The following is a 20,432-nucleotide window of genomic DNA, read 5'->3' as shown; positions in this document are numbered from 1 at the left end:
TGAACACCTGGATGGCACGACGGCTTTCAAAAGATTGCCGCCCCACTGGACTTCATTTTTTTTACCTGCTAGAAGGTGAAAAAAATGAAGTTGGATTCTGTCAATGAGCACTGTAGCGAGCGCCTCACTCTACCAGCATCCTTTTGACGCTCGCCGTCGTCTAATGGAACTGGGCATCTCTGTTGAGGCCTTGATCAAGGCTGTACAGGCTGGGCACGTGGCCCGGTTGAATTGCACTGACAATGACCCGCCGTTCATACCCGGTACCGAGGCCTGGAGAATGGTAGTGCGCACTCTGCGAGATGAATTGGTGCCGCTTGGTTGGCGCAAGGACGATCCGAGCAACTACTCGTTGGTGATCAACGATTCGAGTGAGATCAACATTGTCGTAGCAAGTGCCGACCACCTCACTTGCAGATGGCCTGGCGTGCCAAGAACAAAGTCACTCAAGGGTCTCTTTACGGAGGCGGCCGTCTTGAAGAACAGTGTGGAAGGCGATCTTTTTCCCGATACAGTGAAAGCTGATCTGCTCCGGGCTGTGACGGTCCTTAACTACAAGACCTATATGCTGCTTATAAACATTGATGATGAACAATGCCGGGCCGAGCTGTCCTTGCCGTCAGACTTCGACGACCAAATGGTGACCGATTGGGCTGAACGCATTTTCATCCCCATACCTGGTGTGGACGGCGGCGTGCCGCAGAAGAAAGATAACACGCCCGATATCGACGTGCCGGTGAAGCGCAAGGCCGCATAAAATGTTCAACAAATCGCGGCTGAAAGTAGCTCGTCAGCGGGCCGGGCTGACGATGCGAGAACTTGCGTCCAGAGTTGGTATCGAACCTCGTACTGTGACCGGTTATGAGGCTGGGGAATACCTGCCTAGCGATGACGTAGCTCGGAAATTCGCGCGGGTACTCGGCTTCCCTCTCGAATTCTTCATGGCTGACGACCTGGACATTCCACTGGTGGAAGGTGTGAGCTTATAGTGAGTAGCGAATAGCGAGTAGGGATTTTTCNCAAGATGACGGCTCGGCAGCGAGACGGTGCGATCGCCGCTGGCGCTGTAGCCTTCCTTCTTTCGGACTGGTTGGATGGAGAGTTTGACCTGCCGGGCGCTGACCTGCCGGACATGCGAGATGAGTTACCTCAGACTGCGGCAGCCGGGCTGCGAGACTATTGGGGCTTGGGCAACAGACCCATTAAGAACATGGTTCATTTGCTAGAGTTGAAAGGTGTTCGAGTTTTCTCCCTTGGGGAAGATGGCAAAGAGGTCGATGCGTACTCGCTGTGGCGGGGAGCGCGGCCTTATGTGTTTTTGAACACCCAAAAATCGGCAGAGCGAAGCCGATTCGACGCTGCGCATGAGCTCGGGCACCTCGTGTTGCACAAGCATGCTTCGCCAAATGGGCTTGAGGCTGAAAAGCAGGCCAATGAGTTTGCTTCAGCCTTCTTGATGCCAGAGGCGCCGCTCCGGGCTGTGGGGCGGGTTTCCGGGCTTCCAAAAGTCGTGCAATTGAAGCAAGAGTGGTCGGTATCGGTTGCTGCTATGGCTTACCGACTGCACGAGACTGGCCTCCTTACCAAATGGAATTACCAGCAGATTTTCGTCGAGATCTCTAGGCGGGGCTGGCGGACTGAAGAGCCTTCGCCAATTCGACGCGAGCAATCCCAGATCTGGCAGAAGGTGCTAAGCGAGGTTCGCCGGGATGAACAGTTGGGNGATCGGCCTCCTTACCAAATGGAATTACCAGCAGATTTTCGTCGAGATCTCTAGGCGGGGCTGGCGGACTGCAGAGCCTTCGCCAATTCGACGCGAGCAATCCCAGATCTGGCAGAAGGTGCTAAGCGAGGTTCGCCGGGATGAACAGTTGGGGTTAGTCGGGTTGTCCCAGCTTCTTTCGTTGCCTGAGGCGGAGTTAGCGAAACTGTTGTTTGGTCTCGTGACCGTTGGTGTGCCGTCGGCCCTGCGGACGGAACCAATTACGCCTCCTCGTGGCCAGCTAAGGCTGGTGAAGTAATTCAAGTTGAACCACGATTATTTGGTGCACTATCTACTGTGCGGACGCAAATCGTATGCGCCCGGCGCGATCGAAGTTAACTTCCAGCCGCAGTTCGAATGGCAGCATTGAGATGCCGAAATGTGTGCTCAGACGTTCGACATTGAGGTCGGATGCTGAACGGCAGCTTAGTCCCGGATAGACACTTCAACCTACCAGTCCGTTTTCGGCCCCACTTGCGGCCATTTCTCAACTCGTCTGATTGGCGGCTACGCGTCTCGCCCCAACTCGACGCCAGCCCGCCAGATGTTACTTCATTCGTAGTCGATCACGGTCGCCGCAACCTCACGCCCGGATGATTGCCGTTCGTAAATTCAACACCCTCTGCCTCAAGAACAGCACGGATTTTGTCCTGGGTTTCATCGGAGACGACGGCGGCGCGCTCACTGTCGCTCTCACATCGTTTTACCGTCGGAATAGAAACACCCGCCCTACGGGCAAGCTCCGATTGTGAGAGAGCTATCAACGCTCGAGCCGCTCGCATTTGTGCTGCTGTGACCAATTTCTATTTGATCCCTTTAGATCATTGCGGTATGATCCAAAGGTATCAGTGGATACCCTTGGCCTTTGGTCCGGGGCGCGGCTAGACGCGGTGTTGACGCACCATGCCTAGCCTGACCACGCCTAAGCTTCTGGGAGCTCGGATCATGGCTGATTCCGACAATAACACGACTTTGCCTTTCGTCACCCGCAGGAAGGTGCTCGCGGGAACAGCAATCGCAATGGCGGCGACGCAGTCTACATCGTTTGCTCGCATTGACTTCGAGGGTGATGACGCCATTGATCCTGCGGTGGTGGTGTGGAAACGATGGCAGGCGGCTTGGGAGGAGGCTGAACAGCTTTGCAATCAGCAGCAGCGGCTGGAGAGGGTACTTATCGAGACCGTGGGCTTCCCGTGCACGACAGTTACCTTGTCCGACGGCGAGAGCGTGACAGTTCACTCCGTTGAAGCCCTTCAGGAATTGCTCGGTGTTCGTCCGGCTAAAGCAGTGGCCCGCACCCAAGCTGAAGCTGAAATCGTAGCCAATCAGGCGCGCTGGGATGCCGCCGCTAGGGAGATTGGTTATTCGACAACATTACTTGCGGAGTGCGAAGCTGCCGAGCGCGCGAAGGCATTGCTCGAAGCCTTATCCCAAGTTCCTGCAACGTCCCTCGCCGGTATAGCCGCTAAGCTAAATGCAGCGCTTAGGGAAGGGGAGTATTCGCTACACGACAGTGAGCCCCCGTGGCCGCAGATCCGCTCGGCTTTGGACGATATAGCTCGGCTCAGGGAGCAGAAAGTCACGAGCTGAAACCTCGTCACTACGGTTCCGAAATCGCGATCATTCGACGGTTTGGTAATTTTTCGCGGGGCTTACCGAATCAAAATCTCTATCCATGGAGTGACTGATGGAGTCCCGAAAGGTATTTGCGGAGCCAGGATGCCCCGGCGTCATCCAGGCATGGCCAAAGACTAAAACCGAGGGTAGCCCGCATCCCGCAGATCAGCACGTCGGCAGGCAGATCGCCATCGTTCGTCTGCAGTCGGACGTATCGCAAGCCCAGCTTGCCCGATCCATAGGCGTCAGTTTCCAGCAGCTTCAGAAATACGAGAACGCGAAAAACCGAGTTAGTGCCTCCATGCTCTACGAGATCGCTAGTTCACTGGCCGTCCCAGTCAGCCGTTTTTTTGGAGGGCTGCCGGGCAATGAGATTGACCGTGACGTTCCCACGCTACCGGTCGACGAGCGCATCGACTTTATTGCCAGCGCGGAAGGCCGACGCCTGATTGAAGGGCTGGTGCAACTTCATCCACGGGTGCGCGGCCGTGTGTCGGCCTTAATCGTTGCATTGGGGGAGGAACTGGCGGTCGTCGACCCAAAACAGGAGAGCGGAACGTCCGCCGAACCCACGCCGGTTGAGGGCAGGTTAGCTTAGGTGATTCCTTGCCGAAAGATCGCGAGTGCTTCTTTAACCGCTCCTCACATTGACAGGCGCCGGGAGTTCCAGAGCCCCGGAATGACTATCGGAAGCGAAGCGGGGTAGAAAAGGCAACGGGAGCGTACATAACGGGCATGCGAGATTACGCAGATTTCAACGATCCTTGCTCTGACCGCGCAGTCGCGCGTTCGAAACAGGGCAAGTGCGATGAAAGCAACACGCAGAGATGCCAGTCGGCAGATCGAGGCCGTCCCATATTCTCGGTCGCGCGCTGTCGACGAAGCCTTGCTGGAACGAACGGTTCAACTTTTCGAGGCACGCACCGGTCGTTTGTTGTCGAAGGAAGAAGCGCGCCAGATCGTGGAAAACGTCAGCGGGTTCTTTCGCATCCTTGCCGAATGGCACATGACGAATTGAGTCGAACCGACGCGCACGTGATATAGCGCTATGGCGCTCGGCCGCTGCAGATGACACGAGGAAAACCGGCTCCTCCGACTGCTTCACACGTTGCGGCCAGGCTTGACCGCCGACATGTTAATCACACGCGCCGTTCCGTGAACGCGAAGGAGCGGAGATGAAGCCGATCGACAAGAAACCAGCACCGAAGGCGAAGCCAGGCAGTTTCGTGAAAGCGCTGCTCTATGCGCGCGTGTCCTCGAAAGAGCAGGAGAAGGAGGGCTTTTCGATCCCGGCGCAATGCAAGCTGCTGAGAGAATATGCTCTTCAGCGGCAGTTTGGCATCGTTGAGGAATATATTGATGTCGAGACTGCGAAGAACACCGGACGGACCAACTTCGGCGAGATGGTCAAATATCTGCGCAAGCACCCTGGCGTACGGGTCATCCTGGTCGAGAAGACCGATCGCCTCTACCGCAACCTCAAGGACTGGGTGACGCTCGACGAACTTGATGTCGAGATACACCTGGCCAAAGAAGGCGTGATGCTGTCGCGAGACTCGCGATCCTCGGAAAAGTTCATGCACGGCATCAAGGTGCTGATGGCCAAAAACTACATCGACAACCTTTCCGAGGAAGCCCGGAAAGGGCAGATGGAAAAGGCGGAGCAGGGCATCTGGCCATCCAAGGCGCCGCTCGGCTATCTCAATGTCACGGCCAAAGACGGTAAGAAGGTCATCGAGCCGGACCCAGTGGTGGCGTCGGTTATCACCAAGCTATTCGAGCGCTACGCGACCGGCCAGTATTCACTCAAGGCGCTCACGAAGGCGGCGCATTGCGACGGCCTCATCCATCCAAGGAGCGGCAACCCAGTACCGGTCAGTACGGTGCACACGATTTTGCGCAATCGGCTCTATACGGGCCTGTTTCAATGGAATGGCAGGCTGCACCACGGCAAGCACGAGCCGCTGGTATCGATCGACCTCTGGGAGCGGGTCCAGGGCGTCCTGGCAGGCCGGCACGCGACCCCTATCCATTCCTATGGTTATGAGTTCGCCTTCTCGGGCCTCATGACCTGCGCTGAGTGCGGCTGTGCGGTCGTGGCGGAGGTCAAGAAGGGGAAATACATCTACTACCACTGCACGGGACATGCCGACAAAGGCCGGGGCGGCTATGCCGACTGTCGCCGCAAATATGTTCGCGAGGAGGTGCTGGATAAGACCTTTGCCGGCCTCCTGGACCAACTTCATTTCGATGCGGAGGTTCTGGAATGGGTACGCGATGCGCTAAAGGCGAGCCATGCAGACGAGCGGCGGGAACAGGAACAGGCGATTGAGCGGTGCCAAACTCAGTACAAGCGTCTCGAAGACCGCCTCAACGCCATGTACCTGGACAAGCTCGACGGTCGCATCGACAATGCCTTCTACGACCGCATGTCGGCGCAATGGCGCGTCGAACAAGCGCGCCTGCTGCGTGAGATAGAGCGCCATGGCGAGGCGCAGGAATCATACATGGACGATGGGATCCAACTGCTTGAGCTAGCCCGCAACGCCAGCCAAATGTTCACTCATCAGGCCCCAAACGAGAAAAAACGACTGCTGAATCTGGTGCTGTCGAACTGCGAATGGAATCGCGGCGAGGTCCGCGCGGTCTTCAGGCAACCGTTTGATTTACTTGCGGAAACGGCCGCGTCTGCGGCAGCTGCACAAGCTCGCGGGGATGTGTCGTTGACGAGGCATCCAATTTGGCTGGGGAACCTGGATTCGAACCAGGACTAACGGAGTCAGAGTCCGTGGGTCTACCGTTAACCTATTCCCCAGCAGGCGCTGTCGCGCTGGTGGGCCGCCGAAGCAGCCGCGCGTGCCTTGTAGCCGCCGCCGGAAAATAGTCAAGCCTAAGCTGCGTTTCAATCACAGCGTTTCATAGGGGCAATTACGCCCGGGTGGCGCGCCGCACCCAATGATCCTCAGCTCTCTGTCCGGCTGTATTGCGAATGCTCGAAGAACAGCACCACGCCGAGCGCGATCAGCAGCGGGATGATCAGGTAGAACAGCCGGAACACCAGAAGTGCCGCCAGCACGCCGACCGGGTCCATATCAGACAGTCCGGCGAGGAACACGACCTCGAACACGCCGAGCCCGCCCGGCGCGTGCGAGATCTGCGCAACCGAGAATGACACCAGGAACACGCCGAGGATGACGAAATAGCCGGGATTGCCGGCAACGGGCAGGGCAAAGAAGATGATCGCCGCCGCCGCCAGAAGCTCGATCGGGCCGATCAGCAATTGCCCCGCCACGATCGGCAGCGCCGGGTAGTGCAACTGGAAGCCGGCGATTTTCAGCGGCTTCAGATGCAGCCAGCTGCCGAAGATGTAGGCGCCGACCAGGATCAGCAAAGCGATGCCGGCGGCGATCGCCAGGCCGTGGTGCGGGGCGCCGGAAAAGCGGTCGATGATTGCAGGCTCGAAAACCAGCACCAGGCCGCCGACCAGAATGCTGGAGAGCACGAAGGTGATCCAGCAGATCGCCACCAGAATGCCGACATCCTGGCCGGTCAGCCCCCTGGTGCCGTAGGCGCGGTAGCGGATCACGGCGCCCGAAAACACCGAGCCGCCGATATTGTGCGACAGCGCGTAGGTGGTGAAGGAGCAGAAGGTGACGAACAGCCACGACACTCGTCTGCCGATATGCAAGAGCGCGATGTGGTCATAGCCGGCGAGCGAGGCATAGGCGACCACCGAGCTCAGTGCCGCAAGCATCCAGCCGCGCGTCGGGATGGCGGATATGCCGTCCCAGACATCGTCGATCGAGATGCCGCGCAACTCGTGCCACAGCAACAACAGCGACCCGATGACCGCCGCGACACCGATGACCGGCCACAGATAGCGCTTCCAATTCGTGGCCCCCCAATTCATGGAGTTGTCGTCATGTGTTGCTGCCCATCGCCCGGGCGGGCGTGAAAACGTCCGCGATTCACCAATATTCCCCCTCATTTCAGAAATGCCTCATTGAAGCCGGCTATTCAACCGGCAAGGGTGAGCAGCCGGTTCGCCAACGGCGAATTCATCGTGCCAGTGGCACGATGAAAGGCTAGCGAACGCCGGACGCTGCAAAGCAGCGGGGACCTGGCAGGACGCAGCCGGCAAAATTTGAGCTCTTGCTCTTGGTGATCCGGCCCGGCGCTGCTACTCTGGCGGTAACTTAAAAGATTGAAGCGCCTGCTGCGTCCGGTTTTACGGTTCGCGCGGCGCCGGAAGGAACTGAAGTGGAAGACCACGACACCGGCGCTGGCGCGCCGGAAGTGGGCGTGTCCAGGGCTTCGCCGCCGTCAGGCGGGCCAAGCCCATCCGCCGGGCGGCCCCGCCAGGCGGGGCCTCAGTCCGGTAACGGACAGGCCGGCGAAGCCCAGCATCAGCGAGGCAAGGCGAGAAAGCGGCGCAAGCGCCGGCGTGGGCGCAAGGTTTTTGCGCGCGACGACAGCCCTCTCGCAACGGCCGCAGCGGTTAGTGCGCCGGCCTCCGTCGGCCCGGCCGCTCCAGCGCCGGTGCCTTTGCCCTCGGCGCCACAATCCCGACCGGAACAGCCAATGCATCGTCCGCCGATGCAGGAACTGCCGGTGTTTGCCGCGCTCGATCTCGGCACCAACAATTGCCGGCTTTTGGTCGCGGTGCCGCAGCGCCATGGCCAGTTCCGCGTCATCGACGCCTTCTCGCGCATCGTCAGGCTGGGCGAGGGGCTGACCGCCAATGGGCACCTGAGCCAGGCGGCGATGGACCGCGCCGTCGAGGCGCTGAAAATCTGCGGCGACAAATTGCGCAACCGCAAGATCAGGAAAGCCCGGCTGATCGCCACCGAAGCCTGCCGCACCGCCGATAATGGCGTCGAATTCCTGCAGCGCGTCGAGCGCGAGGCAGGGCTGAAGCTCGAGATCATCGACCGCCAGACCGAAGCGCGGCTTGCTGTATCCGGCTGCGGCTCGCTGGTCGAGCGCGATACGCAAGGCGTGGTGCTGTTCGACATTGGCGGCGGCTCGTCCGAAATCGCGCTGATCGACCTCACCGGCCAGCGCTCGCCGCGGCTGGCCAACCACATCGTGTCGTGGACGTCGCTGCCGGTCGGCGTTGTCTCGCTGGCCGAGCGCTTTGGCGGCCGCACGGTGACGCGCGAGATCTTTGCCGCCATGGTCGATGATGTCGCGGTGCGGCTAAAGTCCTTCGACGGCCGCGACCGGCTGAGCCATGTGCTGGCCAGTCCGAAATTCCATCTGCTGGGCACATCCGGCACGGTGACGACGCTGGCCGGCGTCCATCTCGATCTCGAACGCTACGACCGGCGCCGCGTCGACGGGCTGTGGATGGACCGCGACAGCGTCGACCGCATGGTCGAAAAGCTGGTCGGCTGGGACTTCCAGCAGCGCTGCGCCAACCCGTGCATCGGCGCCGACCGTGCCGATCTTGTGCTGGCCGGCTGTGCTATTCTTGAAGCGATCCGTGCGGTGTGGCCGTCGGAGCGGCTGCGCGTCGCCGACCGGGGCTTACGCGAAGGCATTTTGAGCGAGCTGATGGCCGATGACGGCGTCTGGCGCAACAGTGGGCGGGGCCGAGCATGATCCGCATTGCTTTGGTGAACGGTCGACCCCCACTCCGTCGAGCTTCGCTCGACACCTCTCCCCCGATCGACGGGGTAGAGGAAGGGCGCGAACTTATGCAGACCGGCGCCTTTCCTCTCCCTCCGGAGGGGGGAGAGGTGGCGCCGCGAAGCGGCGACGGAGTGGGGGAAGCCCTTCGCGAAACGCGAAGCCGCCGAAAAACGGCGGCAACTCGGCCAGCGCAAAAACTCAAACAAGAAATAACGTCATGACCAAGAAGCCGGAAAAGCCGGGCTCCGCCAGCATTCGTGTCCTCAAGACGCGGATCAAGAAGAAGAGCGGCCTGAAGGAATCGTCGCGCCGCTGGCTGCAGCGCCACATCAATGATCCCTATGTCCAGCGCTCCAAGGCCGACGGCTATCGCTCGCGCGCGGCCTACAAGCTGATCGAGATCGATGACAAGCATCATCTGCTGAAACCCGGCATGAAGGTCATCGATCTCGGTGCGGCCCCCGGCGGCTGGTGCCAGGTGGCGGCCGCGAGGACGAAATCGACGGCTGATAATCCACATGTCATCGGCATCGACTATCTCGAAATGGATGCGGTGCCGGGTGCGCCGGTGCTGCTGATGGATTTCCTCGACCCGGAAGCGCCGCAAAAGCTCGCCGAGGCGTTGGGCGGCGACCCCGATGTCGTGTTGTCGGACATGGCCGCGCCGACGACGGGTCATAAGCGAACCGACCACATCCGCACCATGCATTTGTGCGAGGTGGCCGCCGATTTCGCGCTGTCGGTGCTGAAGCCGGGCGGGCACTTTTTGGCCAAGACGTTTCAAGGCGGCGCCGAAAACGAGCTGCTGTCGATGCTCAAGAAGAACTTCCGCTCGGTGCACCACGTCAAGCCGCCGGCGTCGCGCGATGAGTCGGTGGAACTGTATTTGCTGGCGAAGGATTTTAAGGGCAGAGACGGCACGGCGTGAAAGACGCTTCGTAGCGTTCCGTCCCTCTGTCCTGCCGGACATCTCCCCCGCAAGGGGGGAGATTGGCAGTTGCGACCGCCCCCGCCTCGCCGTTCCTTCAAAGTTGCAAGATTGGCGAAAGCCGCGTGATATCCGATCTCCCCCTTGCGGGGGAGATGGCCGGCAGGCCAGAGGGGGGGGTGTGAAGGATCGCCGACGTCGACGATTTTCGTCGCGCCGCCCCTTACTTCCCAGCCGTGCTCACCGGCTCCAGCGTCTTCGGCGTCGTCAGCCGGCCATGTCCCGACACGGCATTGCCGGCATCCGGCGCCAGCCGCATGAATGACACGGACGCTGCCGCCGACACCGCCGCCACGATGAAGAAGGCGATGTGGAAATCGCCGAGCGCCAGCGGTCCGCCATGGATCGAGGTCGAGACTTCCAGGATGCCGCCGGCCAGCGCCACGCCGAGCGCGATCGACAGTTGCTGGAACACCGCCGTGATCGGCGTTGCCTTGCTGGTGTCCTCGGCCGTCACCTCGGCATAGGAGAGCGCGTTGACGCCGGTGAAGAACATCGAGCGGATGAAGCCGCCGACCAGCAATATCGCCAGCATCAGCGCGTAAGGCGTCTCCGGCGTGAACAGGCCGTATATGGCGATCGATGCCGCGGCGATCAGCGAGCCCCAGATCAGCACCCGGCGGAACCCCGCAAGCCGGAAGATCAGCGCGGTAACGAATTTCATTCCGATGGCGCCGATAGCCGAGACGAAGGTGATCATGCCCGACTGGAACGGCGTCAGCCCGAAGCCGATCTGGAACATGAGGGGCAACAGGAACGGCACCGCCCCGATGCCGATGCGAAACAGCGAGCCGCCGAGCACCGAGGAGCGGAACACCGGGTTGCGGAACAGTTCCAGCGCCAGCAGCGGGTTCTTGGCGCGCCGCGCATGCAGGAGATAGAGCACGCCGGAAATCAGCCCGACCGCCACGGTGATGAGGCCGGTCGCCGGCGGCAGATAGGGCAGGCTGACCACCGACAGGCCGAAGATGACGCCGGAGGCCGCCAGCCCGCTCAGTACGAAACCGACGAAATCGAGCGGCGGCGTCTCCATCGAGTCGGTTTGCGGCAGGAAGCGCGTCGCCAGCCAGATGCCGATCAGGCCGATCGGCACGTTGATCAGAAAGATCCAGTGCCAGGTGAAATAGGTGGTGATGAAGCCGCCGATCGGTGGTCCCACAAGCGGGCCGACCAGCGCCGGCACCGTCAGCCACGACATGGCCGCGACCAGCTCGCTCTTCGGCGTCGCGCGCACCAGGACCAGCCGGCCGACCGGCGTCATCATGGCGCCGCCTATGCCTTGCAGGAAGCGCGAGACGACAAAGGCCGGCAGTGAATTGGAGATGGCGCAGCAGACCGAGCCGACGATGAAGACGCCGATCGCGGCGCGAAAAATGGTCTTCGCGCCGAACCGGTCGGCCATCCAGCCGCTGATCGGAATGAAGATCGCCAGCGCCACCAGATAGGCAGTCAGCGCCAGCTTGAGCGCGATCGGGCTGGTGTGGATGTCGACGGCAATCGCCGGCAGCGATGTCGCGATGACGGTCGAATCCATGTTTTCCATGAACAAGGCGACCGCCAGAATGAGCGGAATGATGCGGTTCAACGAACGCGTCCGAACTGGTCTAAATGTGCCTGCCGGCCAATCCAAACAATGAAAAGGCGGGCAAGCCGATACAAACGGGCGGTTATCACGCCTCAGGCGCGATGTCGCATTAATTTGCTGTCACTTTTGTGCGACCGTGGGCGGACAAGAGGCGTCGCTGCGTTTCGCCACATTGAATGAACTTGCGAAAATTGACCTGGTTCACTATGCTGTAGTGAATATAACTACTATATGGACAATGCTATGGAAGAAGCCGTTTCCGCAGCCGACGCCAACCGCAAATTCTCGCTCCTCCTGCGCGGTGTCCGCGAAGGACAGAGCTATGTCGTGACCAGCCATGGGCGCCCCGTGGCGCGGATCGTGCCTGCAGGGCAGCCCGACCCTGCGGCGTCTCGTTCGCGCACAGCGCTGCTGTCGCGCCTCGAACGCCAGCCTGTTGTAGAAGCCGGGCGCTGGAGCCGCGACGAGCTTTACGAGGACGAGCGGTGAAGGTCGCGCTCGATACCAACATCCTTGTTTATGCCGAGGGGATCAACGGAGCCGAGAAGCGCGACATCGTTTTCGGCCTGCTGCACGACATTGCGCAAGAGGCAGCCGTCATTCCAGTCCAGGTGCTCGGCGAATTGTTCACCGTTCTCACACGCAAGGCCGGACGATCACGTGCACAAGCGCGCGACGCCCTGTTGAGCTGGCGCGACGCGTTTCCGGTTGTCGGCACGACGCCGGAGGTGATGACGGTCGCGGCTGATCTTGCGACCGATCACCATTTCGGCATCTGGGATGCGACCATCCTGTCTGTTGCCTCGCAAACCGGTTGCCGGCTGCTGCTGTCGGAAGATCTGCAGGACGGCTTCACCTGGGGCGGCGTAACGGTCGTCAATCCTTTCGCGTCACCGCGCCATGTCTTGCTCGATGCCCTGTTGGGCAAGTCCGCCGAATAGGCCACGACCGGCTTTTCAACCACGCCGCGACGTGTTACCAGCCAGCGCCAATCCTGAAAGGGAAGAAACGAGTCGGCGCTGTCCATTTCGGTCCAGCGCTTTTTTGTATTCTCCCGGCGCTTTTCGTATCCGAGGACTGGCCATGGCAAAAATCATCGAAACGTCCACCGGCGCGCTGGCGCTGACCTTTGACGACGTGCTGTTGCAGCCCGGTCATTCCGAGGTCATGCCCGGTGAGACCGACATCCGCACCCGCATCGCCACCGAAATCGACCTCAACGTGCCGATCCTGTCGGCCGCCATGGACACCGTCACCGAGGCGAGGCTTGCCATCGCCATGGCGCAGGCCGGCGGCATCGGCGTCATCCACCGCAATTTCTCGCCGGCCGAACAGGCCGAGCAGGTGCGTCAGGTCAAGAAGTTCGAATCGGGCATGGTCATCAATCCGGTCACCATCGGCCCCGACGCCACCCTGGCCGACGCGCTGGCGCTGATGCGCACCTATTCCATCTCGGGCATTCCGGTGGTCGAGAATGGCGGGACCGGCGGCCAGAAGATCGGCCGCCTCGTCGGCATCCTGACCAACCGCGACGTGCGCTTCGCCTCCGATCCGGGGCAGAAAGTCTACGAATTGATGACCCGTGAGAACCTGATCACGGTCAAGGAGAATGTCGACCAGGACGAGGCCAAGCGGCTGCTGCATCAGCACCGCATCGAAAAGCTCGTCGTCGTGGACAAGTCCGGCAATTGCGTCGGCCTGATCACCGTCAAGGACATCGAGAAGTCGCAGCTCAACCCGCACGCCACCAAGGATGCGCAGGGGCGCCTGCGGGCGGCGGCAGCCACCAGCGTCGGCGATGACGGCTTCGAGCGCGCCGAGCGGTTGATCGATGCCGGTGTCGACCTCCTGGTCATCGACACCGCGCATGGCCATTCGCAGCGCGTGCTCGATGCGGTGACGCGGGCCAAGAAGCTTTCCAATTCCGTCCGCATCCTGGCCGGCAACGTCGCCACCGCCGAAGGCACGCAGGCGCTGATCGACGCCGGCGCCGATGCCGTCAAGGTCGGCATCGGCCCGGGCTCGATCTGCACCACGCGCATCGTCGCCGGCGTCGGCGTGCCGCAGCTTTCGGCGATCATGTCGGCGGTCGAGACGGCGCATAGATCAGGCGTGTCGGTCGTCGCCGACGGCGGCATCAAATATTCGGGTGACCTGGCCAAGGCGCTTGCCGCCGGCGCCAGTGCGGCCATGATCGGCTCGCTGCTCGCCGGGACCGATGAAAGCCCGGGCGAGGTCTATCTGCACCAGGGCCGCTCCTTCAAGGCCTATCGCGGCATGGGCTCTGTCGGCGCAATGGCGCGCGGCTCGGCCGACCGCTACTTCCAGGCCGAGGTTCGCGACACGCTGAAACTGGTCCCGGAAGGCATTGAAGGGCAGGTGCCCTACAAGGGACCTGTGTCTGGCGTGCTGCACCAGCTTGCGGGCGGGCTAAAAGCCGCTATGGGTTATGTCGGTGGCCGCGACCTTGCCGATTTTCGCGAACGCGCCACCTTTGTGCGCATATCCAACGCCGGACTTCGTGAAAGCCACGCCCATGACGTCACGATTACCCGCGAAAGCCCGAACTATCCTGGCGGAGCCTGACCGGCAGCCAGAGCGGTACATGCTCTGGCGCCACCAGGCGACGATCGTGCTGCGGCTGGCGCGCCATGCCGGCGCGCTGTGCTTTGCCGCCGCGGCGGTTTTCATCATCATGACGCTGCTGGAATTCTTCTATTTCCGCCGGCTGAGCGGTGGCCTGCCGTCGCTCGACGTGCGCCTTGGCGGGTTCACGCCCGACGAGGGCATGGCCTGGCTGACGGCACTCGGCCGACGCGGCAGCGAGATCATCCTGGTCTGGCACTATTTGACTTTCGACCTTCTCTTCCCGGCGCTGCTGTCGCTGACCATGGTCAGCCTGATCCTGGCAACCGGGCGGCGGCTGAAGAATTTTCGTGCCATGCCGGTGCAGCTTCAGGCGCTGTTCGCGCTGGTAATCGTGCTGCCCTACACATGCGCCGACTACGCCCAGAACATTGCGGTGGCGCGGCTCTTGTCCGATGCGCTGTCGGCCAACCCGGATTCTCTGTCTTTCGCCTCGTCGCTGATCGTCACCAAATTCGCGCTGCTGGCGATCCCCGTCATCGTCATCGCGTTTTTGATCCTTGCCGCCCAGCGGCGTCCACAGGCATGAACGACAGAGCAGGGGCAACGCCATGAGCCAGACCGCGATTTTCTGGCCGATGCTGGCGCAGGTGTTGCTCGTCTATATCGTCTATGTCGTGATGGGCCGGCGCCGCTACGGCGCGGTCAAATCGGGCGAGGCCAAGGTCGGTCAATACAAGGTGCGCACGACCGAGCCCGGGTCGAGCGTCACGGTTGCCAACAATCTCATCAACCAGTTCGAACTGCCGGTGCTGTTCTATGTGCTGTGCCTGGCGCTGCACGCGACCAATGGCGTCAATTATCTGACCCTGGCCTTGATGTGGATTTTCGTGATTTCCCGCTATGGCCACGCCTGGGTCCACCTCACCAGCAACAATCTGCGGTTTCGCAGCCGCGCCTTCTACGTCGGCGCGATCATTCTCTTGCTGGCATGGATCTGGTTCGCGCTACACCTGCTCGGAGCGGTGTAGGGCAGTTGTTTACCCTCCCCCTTGTGGGGAGGGTCGCTCCGCGCAGCGGAGCGGGGTGGGGGTCTACAAATCGAACACCGCGATCTTGCGCTTGTCGAACTTGATGCCGATTTCGCCGCGCACCAGCTTCAGTGCGGCTTCGCCGAACACGGCGCGTCGCCAGCCCTGCAGGGCCGGCACGTCGGCATCCTCGCCCTCGGCGGCGATGCGGTCGATGTCATCGCTGGACGCAAGCACTTTCGAGGCGACGCCTTCCTTCTCGGCGACGATCCTCAACAGCACTTTCAACAGCTCGGAGGCGGCATTGGAGCCTTCGGGCGGCTGAAAGCTCTTGGGCAGCTTCGGCATCTCTTCGCGGGGCAAAGCGAGCGCCGTGTTGACCGCGCCGAGCAATGCGGTAGCCGTCGACGAACGCTCCCAGCCTTTCGGCGTCGTGCGCAGCTTGCCAAGGGCTGCCGCATCGCGCGGCGCCTGCTGGGCGACCTCGTATATGGCGTCATCCTTGAGCACCCGGCCGCGCGGCACGTCACGCTCGCGCGCCTCGCGTTCGCGCCATGCCGCCACCGTCTGCACGATCGCCAGCTCCTGCGGCTTGCGCAGCCGCATCTTCAGCCGCTTCCAGGCATCCTCGGGGTGCGGATCGTAGGTCTCGCGCGAAGTCAGCACCTCCATTTCCTCGTTCAGCCAATGGGCGCGGTTTTCCCGCTCCAGTTCGGCGCTGAGGTGCTTGTAGACGTCGATCAGATGGGTGACGTCGGCCAGCGCATAATCGAGCTGCTTGTCCGACAGCGGCCGGTGGCGCCAGTCGGTGAAACGCGAGGATTTGTCGAGCCGTGCGCCGGTGATGCGCTGCACCAGCTGATCGTAGGAGACGCTGTCGCCGAAGCCGCAGACCATGGCCGCGACCTGGGTGTCGAACACCGGATGCGGCACCAGATCGCCGAGATGGACGATGATTTCAATGTCCTGGCGCGCGGCATGGAAAACCTTGACCACCGCTTCATTGGCCATCAGCCGGAAGAATGGGGCGAGGTTGATGTCGGGCGCCAGCGGGTCGATCAGCGCGGTGACGCCTGGCGCCGCCATCTGGATCAGGCACAGAATCGGCCAGAATGTCGTTTCGCGGATGAATTCGGTGTCGACGGTGACGAAATCCGACTTTTCAAAAGCGGCGAGAACGGACTCGAGCTCATTTTGGGTGGTGATGACGTGCATCAAATCGCTTTTTAGTAACGGGTAAGGTTCTCTTTCAATTTCAGCCATGGGCGCTTTCGTCAAGCCGCCCTTCGGTCAAGTATCAGCCGATCCGTCGGAATCGCCATTTCTGCGCGCCAGCCGCGCGAAGACGGTTGATGTGCGCAGCAGCGCCGTGAAGCGGCTGCGCTTGCCCGCCGGCACGCTGCCGCGCACCTGCATGCGGTAGAGAATGACGGCGATGAGGGTGGCGTAGACGACTGCGCTGAAGACAAACAGGGCGCCCGGTCCGAAATGTTGCATCACTGCGGACGCCGCGAAGGGGCCACCAATGGCGCCGAAGGAATAGAACAGCATCAAGGCGGCGTTGATCAGCACGAACTCGCCCTTGTCGGCGCGGTCGTTGGAATGCGCCGCCGATAGCGAATAGAGCGGCATGGCGAAGCTGCCGAAGATGAAGACGATGATCAAATTGAGGGTCGGATCGGCGCCGGCGACGAAGACCAGCGCCAGCGCGGCGAACATGGCGCCGCATGTCGTGGCCAAAAGCACCGCGCGCCGATCCCAGCGGTCGGAGAGGTAGCCCAGCGGATACTGGATGAGGGCGCCGCCGAAGATGCCGACGCTGACGAAGGTGACGACATCGGCCACCGACATGCCGATCTGTTCGGCATAGACCGGCGACAGCGTGCGGAAGGCGCTGTTGGTGACGCCGACGCAGATGCAGCCGAAGCAGCCGAGCGGCGAAATCCGCCAGACGCGGGCGAGATCGAGCTTGACGTCTTCGGGCGGCGTCGGGTTGGAGCGGTCGCCGAGCGACACCGGAACCAGCGACAGCGTGATCATCATCGACATGATGGCGAAGATGGCAAAGCCGCCGGGGCCGAAGATCGGGATCAGGAACTGTGCGCCGGTCACCGAGCCGATATCGACCATGCGGTAGATGGCCAGCACGCGCGCACGATCCTTGTTTTCGACGCCGGAGTTCAGCCAGGCTTCCATGACGGTGAACAGACCGGCAAAGCAGAAACCGCCGGCAAAGCGCACCGCGCACCACATCACCGGATCGATGATCAGCACCAGGAGCAGCGTACTGGCCGCGGCGATGGCGGCGAGCGCTGAAAACGTCCGGACATGGCCGACTGCCTTGAGGATGCGGGTGACTGCGAGGCAACCAAGCAGGAAGCCGGCGAAATAGAACGTGCCCATCAGGCCGATGTCGGAGGCCGAAAACCCTTCCTGCGCGCCGCGCAACGCGATCAGCGTGCCCTGCAGCCCGTTGCCGCCAAGCAGGATGCCGGCGGCGATGAGGAGCGGAATCAGCGGGCGGATGGAGGACATACGGAACCGTTGCTTAGGTGGCTCCACAGTTCTGAACCATCGGTGTGGCCAATGCCAGTGGCTTGTCCCGCCGCCAACAGGTGTGTGGCTTCAAGTGCGGCCGTTCAAGCTCCGTCGGCCCTCGCCAAAGCTTCGCTCGCCGGCGCAGGCTTGCCCCGGGCAGCCCTTCGGCCAAGCGAGCCGGCGGTCAGCAGGCTGAGCATGATGAACGGGATGCCGATACCGAAGGCCGAGCGGATGCCCCAATGGTCGGAGACGAAACCGAGCAGCGGCGGGCCGAGCAGGAAGGCGACGAAGGAAATCTGCGACAGCGCCGCGACATTGATCGTCGCGGAGCGGTCCGTCCGCTGGGCTGCCGCCGAGATCGCCAACGGAAAGAGCACGCTGCTGCCGATGCCAAGTAGCGCAAAGCCCAGCATCGATACGAGCGGGGCAGGCGAGAAGAAGACGAGCAGCACGCCCACCGCCATCGTCGCCAGCAGCACCCGCGCCACGACGCTCGGCGAGTGGCGGTCGACAAAGGAGTCGGCAAAGAAGCGCGTGCTCGCTTGCGAGAATGCAAACAGCGCCACTGTGAAGCCGGCGACGAAAGGGCCCGCATCGAACACGGTGCGCATGTAGATTGCCGACCAGTCGATGCTGGCGCCTTCCATCAGCATCGCCGACAGCGTCACCGCGACGAGGACGAGGATAGGCAGCGTCGGCCGCGCCAGCCTTGGCGCCGTCTCGTCATTGCCGGCGAAGCGGCTCGGCGCCGGTTCGTAACCGCCGAGAAACAGCGCGATTCCTGTCGCCACCATCGGTACGACAATCGCCAGGTGCAGTTGCGGCGATATGCCGAGATGCGCAAGCGCGGCGCCGAACAGGCCGGCGCCGAAAAAGCCAATGCTCCAGAACGAATGCGCCCGGTTCATGATCCGGCGCTTGAGCAGGAATTCGGTTCTGTCGGCCTCGACATTGAGAATGATCTCGACGCTGCCGATCATCAGGCCGACCGGAAACAGCATCAGGAATAGCGCAAGCGGCCCAGGCGCATGCACGGCAATGGCAAAGACGACCGACAAAAGCGGCACCAGTCCGAGCAGCGCGCGGCGGAAGCCGACGCCCTCCAGGATCGGCGCCGCCAGCGTCAGCGCGGTCAAGGTGCCAATCGGCGTCCCGATCAGGCTGAGCCCGAGCGTGCCGTCTCCTATGCCCATGGCATGTTTGATGTCGGGCAGCCGCGGGAAGATTTGGCCCATGGCGAACGAATAGATCGCAAAGCCGGCGTAGACCCGGTGTTGCGGAGCGAGGCGGAGGCCAAAGGTCATGACGATGCTTTCGGGGAAGAGAGCCGGAGATTGTCGTTGATATCCCCTTATCTTGCACAAACATGCAAATTGTGCAAGAACGTGCACAAAGAAAACAGGATCATGCAATGCTGACCGATGAGCGGCATCAAATCATTCGCGATCGCCTGGCCGTCGAGGGAAGGGTGCTGGCCGGCGAGCTGGCAGGCCGCTTCGGCGTTTCGGAAGACACGGTTCGCCGCGACCTCAGGGAGTTGGCCAAGGCCGGGCAGTGCCGCCGCGTCTATGGCGGCGCGGTCGCGGCCGCACCCTTCGCGGCCACGCCGGTCGGCCTGCGCGCCGGCCATGCGGTCGAAGAAAAGACGCGGCTGGCCCGCGCGACCGTGGCACTGCTTTCGCGCGGACAGACCCTGTTCATCGACAGCGGCTCGACCAATGCCGCGATCGCCAGGGCCATCCCGCGCGACCTCGATCTGACCGTCGCCACCAACTCGCTCGAAATTGCCTCCGTCCTGTCAAACCACGCTTTGGTCGAGCTGATTGTGCTTGGGGGACGGTTCGACCGCCACCTCGGCGCCTGCGTCGGCGCCGACACGCTTGCCGCTGTCGCGCAACTTGGCGCGGACCTGTTTGTTCTCGGATCCTGCGGTCTCGATGCGTCGCGCGGCGTCACGGCCTTCGATTCGGCTGAGGCCGAGGTAAAGCGGGCGATGGCCAAGAACAGCGCAGGCATCGTCATCGCTGTAACCAACGACAAGCTAGCCACAGCCGCACCCTACCGGGTCGCCAGGCCAGAGGCGATCCGCCACCTCGTGGTCGAAAAGACCGCGCCGGCCGCGATCCTCGCGGATTTCGAACGCCAGGGCGCCGAAATCCATTTGGCTTAAACGGAGCTCGGCGCGCGGGCAGTCCGGGACGCAGCATGGGCGACGAACACTTCGACATCTTCCTTTGAATAACCGAGAAGGGCTCCTTCAAGCCTCGCCAGATCATTCGATGTGAAGATGTCAAAGGCCTCTCCGCTGCGGCACATTCTGGAGATCAACAAGCTCAGTTTGCAGCGCCATTCCTCTGTCGGCAGGCAGTAGCGGCGATCTTCCACGGACGTCTCTGGATCAAAGTGGGTGAACTTCAGGATGCGGCCTTCGTCGACAAACGGTGCAAAGCCCGTGTCGCCAATATCTTCGGCGTCCATACCCGGCTCCGCCCCGAACAGGGCCATCGGCTTGTCGCCCTGAAGCATCAGTGCCAACTCGCGGCCATTATGTGGCCCGACGCCCGACGGGACTGTGCGTTTCGGCATGAAGCATCTCCAGATTGCTTGAGGACGGCACTGTCGCGAGAAACATGCCTGGCGGCAATGCGCCAAGCCTGGCAAAGACTTTATGCTGACGATCGCATAGGG

At 61.8% G+C, this 20,432-nt stretch carries 21 protein-coding genes and 1 tRNA gene; 15 read left to right on the top strand and 7 right to left on the bottom strand.

Features of this window, described 5'->3' with window-relative positions:
• Positions 1–103: 103 nt before the first annotated feature.
• The 7 genes from X771_RS142175 (at position 104) to X771_RS1000000167180 (ending at position 6,153) form a co-directional block, all read left to right on the top strand.
• Complete coding sequence (locus X771_RS142175; RefSeq protein ID WP_031202989.1) at positions 104–757, top strand: hypothetical protein; 654 nt, start codon at positions 104–106, stop codon at positions 755–757.
• Between the two features lies 1 nt (position 758).
• Entirely contained in the window at positions 759–989 is a 231-nt protein-coding gene (locus X771_RS1000000165975; RefSeq protein WP_050587474.1) for a helix-turn-helix transcriptional regulator, read from the top strand.
• A 35-nt stretch (positions 990–1,024) separates the two neighbouring features.
• Entirely contained in the window at positions 1,025–1,777 is a 753-nt protein-coding gene (locus X771_RS01000000165285) for an ImmA/IrrE family metallo-endopeptidase (protein WP_050587473.1), read from the top strand.
• Between the two features lie 930 nt (positions 1,778–2,707).
• Positions 2,708–3,352 (top strand): hypothetical protein, encoded by a 645-nt coding sequence (locus X771_RS142180; protein ID WP_023689536.1) that lies wholly within the window; start codon positions 2,708–2,710, stop codon positions 3,350–3,352.
• Positions 3,353–3,449: 97 nt separating this feature from the next.
• Complete coding sequence (locus tag X771_RS142185) at positions 3,450–3,977, top strand: helix-turn-helix domain-containing protein (protein WP_023673624.1); 528 nt, start codon at positions 3,450–3,452, stop codon at positions 3,975–3,977.
• Positions 3,978–4,187: 210 nt separating this feature from the next.
• Positions 4,188–4,397 (top strand): hypothetical protein, encoded by a 210-nt coding sequence (locus tag X771_RS142190; protein WP_023673625.1) that lies wholly within the window; start codon positions 4,188–4,190, stop codon positions 4,395–4,397.
• A 157-nt stretch (positions 4,398–4,554) separates the two neighbouring features.
• Entirely contained in the window at positions 4,555–6,153 is a 1,599-nt protein-coding gene (locus X771_RS1000000167180; protein ID WP_084566812.1) for a recombinase family protein, read from the top strand.
• Here X771_RS1000000167180 and X771_RS142195 read toward each other — a convergent pair.
• Positions 6,121–6,194, bottom strand: a tRNA-Gln gene (locus X771_RS142195). The two genes, X771_RS1000000167180 and X771_RS142195, sit on opposite strands and share 33 nt — an antisense overlap.
• Positions 6,195–6,341: 147 nt before the next feature.
• Positions 6,342–7,289 carry a lysylphosphatidylglycerol synthase domain-containing protein gene (locus X771_RS142200; RefSeq protein WP_023689535.1) on the bottom strand — a complete coding sequence of 316 codons (948 nt, stop codon included), beginning with the start codon at positions 7,287–7,289 and terminating at the stop codon, positions 6,342–6,344.
• 350 nt (positions 7,290–7,639) lie between these two features.
• Here X771_RS142200 and X771_RS142205 point away from each other — a divergent pair, with 350 nt between their 5' ends.
• Both X771_RS142205 and X771_RS142210 read left to right on the top strand, forming a co-directional pair.
• Positions 7,640–8,983 (top strand): Ppx/GppA phosphatase family protein, encoded by a 1,344-nt coding sequence (locus tag X771_RS142205; protein ID WP_023689534.1) that lies wholly within the window; start codon positions 7,640–7,642, stop codon positions 8,981–8,983.
• Between the two features lie 247 nt (positions 8,984–9,230).
• Positions 9,231–9,941 carry an RlmE family RNA methyltransferase gene (locus tag X771_RS142210; protein ID WP_023689533.1) on the top strand — a complete coding sequence of 237 codons (711 nt, stop codon included), beginning with the start codon at positions 9,231–9,233 and terminating at the stop codon, positions 9,939–9,941.
• A gap of 223 nt (positions 9,942–10,164) precedes the next feature.
• Here X771_RS142210 and X771_RS142215 read toward each other — a convergent pair whose 3' ends face one another.
• The gene (locus tag X771_RS142215) at positions 10,165–11,586 is read right to left on the bottom strand and encodes an MFS transporter (RefSeq protein WP_023689532.1); all 1,422 of its coding nucleotides are present in this window, start codon (positions 11,584–11,586) and stop codon (positions 10,165–10,167) included.
• Positions 11,587–11,829: 243 nt separating this feature from the next.
• Here X771_RS142215 and X771_RS142220 point away from each other — a divergent pair, with 243 nt between their 5' ends.
• The 5 genes from X771_RS142220 (at position 11,830) to X771_RS142240 (ending at position 15,203) form a co-directional block, all read left to right on the top strand.
• Positions 11,830–12,075 (top strand): type II toxin-antitoxin system prevent-host-death family antitoxin, encoded by a 246-nt coding sequence (locus X771_RS142220; protein ID WP_023673036.1) that lies wholly within the window; start codon positions 11,830–11,832, stop codon positions 12,073–12,075.
• Positions 12,072–12,527, top strand: a complete 456-nt coding sequence (locus tag X771_RS142225) for a PIN domain-containing protein (RefSeq protein WP_023673035.1) — start codon at positions 12,072–12,074, stop codon at positions 12,525–12,527. Before X771_RS142220 ends, X771_RS142225 begins: the two co-directional genes overlap by 4 nt.
• A 142-nt stretch (positions 12,528–12,669) precedes the next feature.
• On the top strand, positions 12,670–14,172 hold the full coding sequence (gene guaB, locus X771_RS142230) for an IMP dehydrogenase (protein WP_023689530.1): 1,503 nt from the start codon (positions 12,670–12,672) through the stop codon (positions 14,170–14,172).
• Positions 14,173–14,191: 19 nt separating this feature from the next.
• Entirely contained in the window at positions 14,192–14,761 is a 570-nt protein-coding gene (locus tag X771_RS142235; RefSeq protein ID WP_023749016.1) for a hypothetical protein, read from the top strand.
• A 22-nt stretch (positions 14,762–14,783) separates the two neighbouring features.
• Positions 14,784–15,203 carry an MAPEG family protein gene (locus tag X771_RS142240; protein WP_023673032.1) on the top strand — a complete coding sequence of 140 codons (420 nt, stop codon included), beginning with the start codon at positions 14,784–14,786 and terminating at the stop codon, positions 15,201–15,203.
• A gap of 63 nt (positions 15,204–15,266) precedes the next feature.
• Here the strand turns inward: X771_RS142240 and rnd are convergent, their stop codons facing one another.
• From rnd to X771_RS142255, 3 genes are all read right to left on the bottom strand, one after another.
• Positions 15,267–16,418, bottom strand: coding sequence for a ribonuclease D (gene rnd / locus X771_RS142245; RefSeq protein ID WP_023682426.1), 1,152 nt, complete (start codon positions 16,416–16,418; stop codon positions 15,267–15,269).
• 75 nt (positions 16,419–16,493) lie between these two features.
• A complete protein-coding gene (locus X771_RS142250) occupies positions 16,494–17,738 on the bottom strand; it encodes an MFS transporter (RefSeq protein ID WP_023689528.1) in 1,245 nt (414 codons plus the stop codon).
• Positions 17,739–17,842: 104 nt separating this feature from the next.
• The gene (locus X771_RS142255; RefSeq protein WP_023682424.1) at positions 17,843–19,048 is read right to left on the bottom strand and encodes an MFS transporter; all 1,206 of its coding nucleotides are present in this window, start codon (positions 19,046–19,048) and stop codon (positions 17,843–17,845) included.
• Positions 19,049–19,155: 107 nt separating this feature from the next.
• On the opposite strand from X771_RS142255, the gene X771_RS142260 reads away from it, so the two are divergent.
• Positions 19,156–19,914 (top strand): DeoR/GlpR family DNA-binding transcription regulator, encoded by a 759-nt coding sequence (locus X771_RS142260; RefSeq protein ID WP_023689527.1) that lies wholly within the window; start codon positions 19,156–19,158, stop codon positions 19,912–19,914.
• Here the strand turns inward: X771_RS142260 and X771_RS142265 are convergent.
• Complete coding sequence (locus X771_RS142265; protein ID WP_023682422.1) at positions 19,911–20,330, bottom strand: hypothetical protein; 420 nt, start codon at positions 20,328–20,330, stop codon at positions 19,911–19,913. The two genes, X771_RS142260 and X771_RS142265, sit on opposite strands and share 4 nt — an antisense overlap.
• Positions 20,331–20,432 lie beyond the last annotated feature (102 nt).

Origin of the sequence: Mesorhizobium sp. LSJC269B00 (assembly GCF_000502815.1) — a bacterium.
GTDB lineage: Bacteria > Pseudomonadota > Alphaproteobacteria > Rhizobiales > Rhizobiaceae > Mesorhizobium.
Note: the sequence above shows the minus strand (reverse complement) of the source record. Positions and strands in the feature narration are given on the sequence as shown.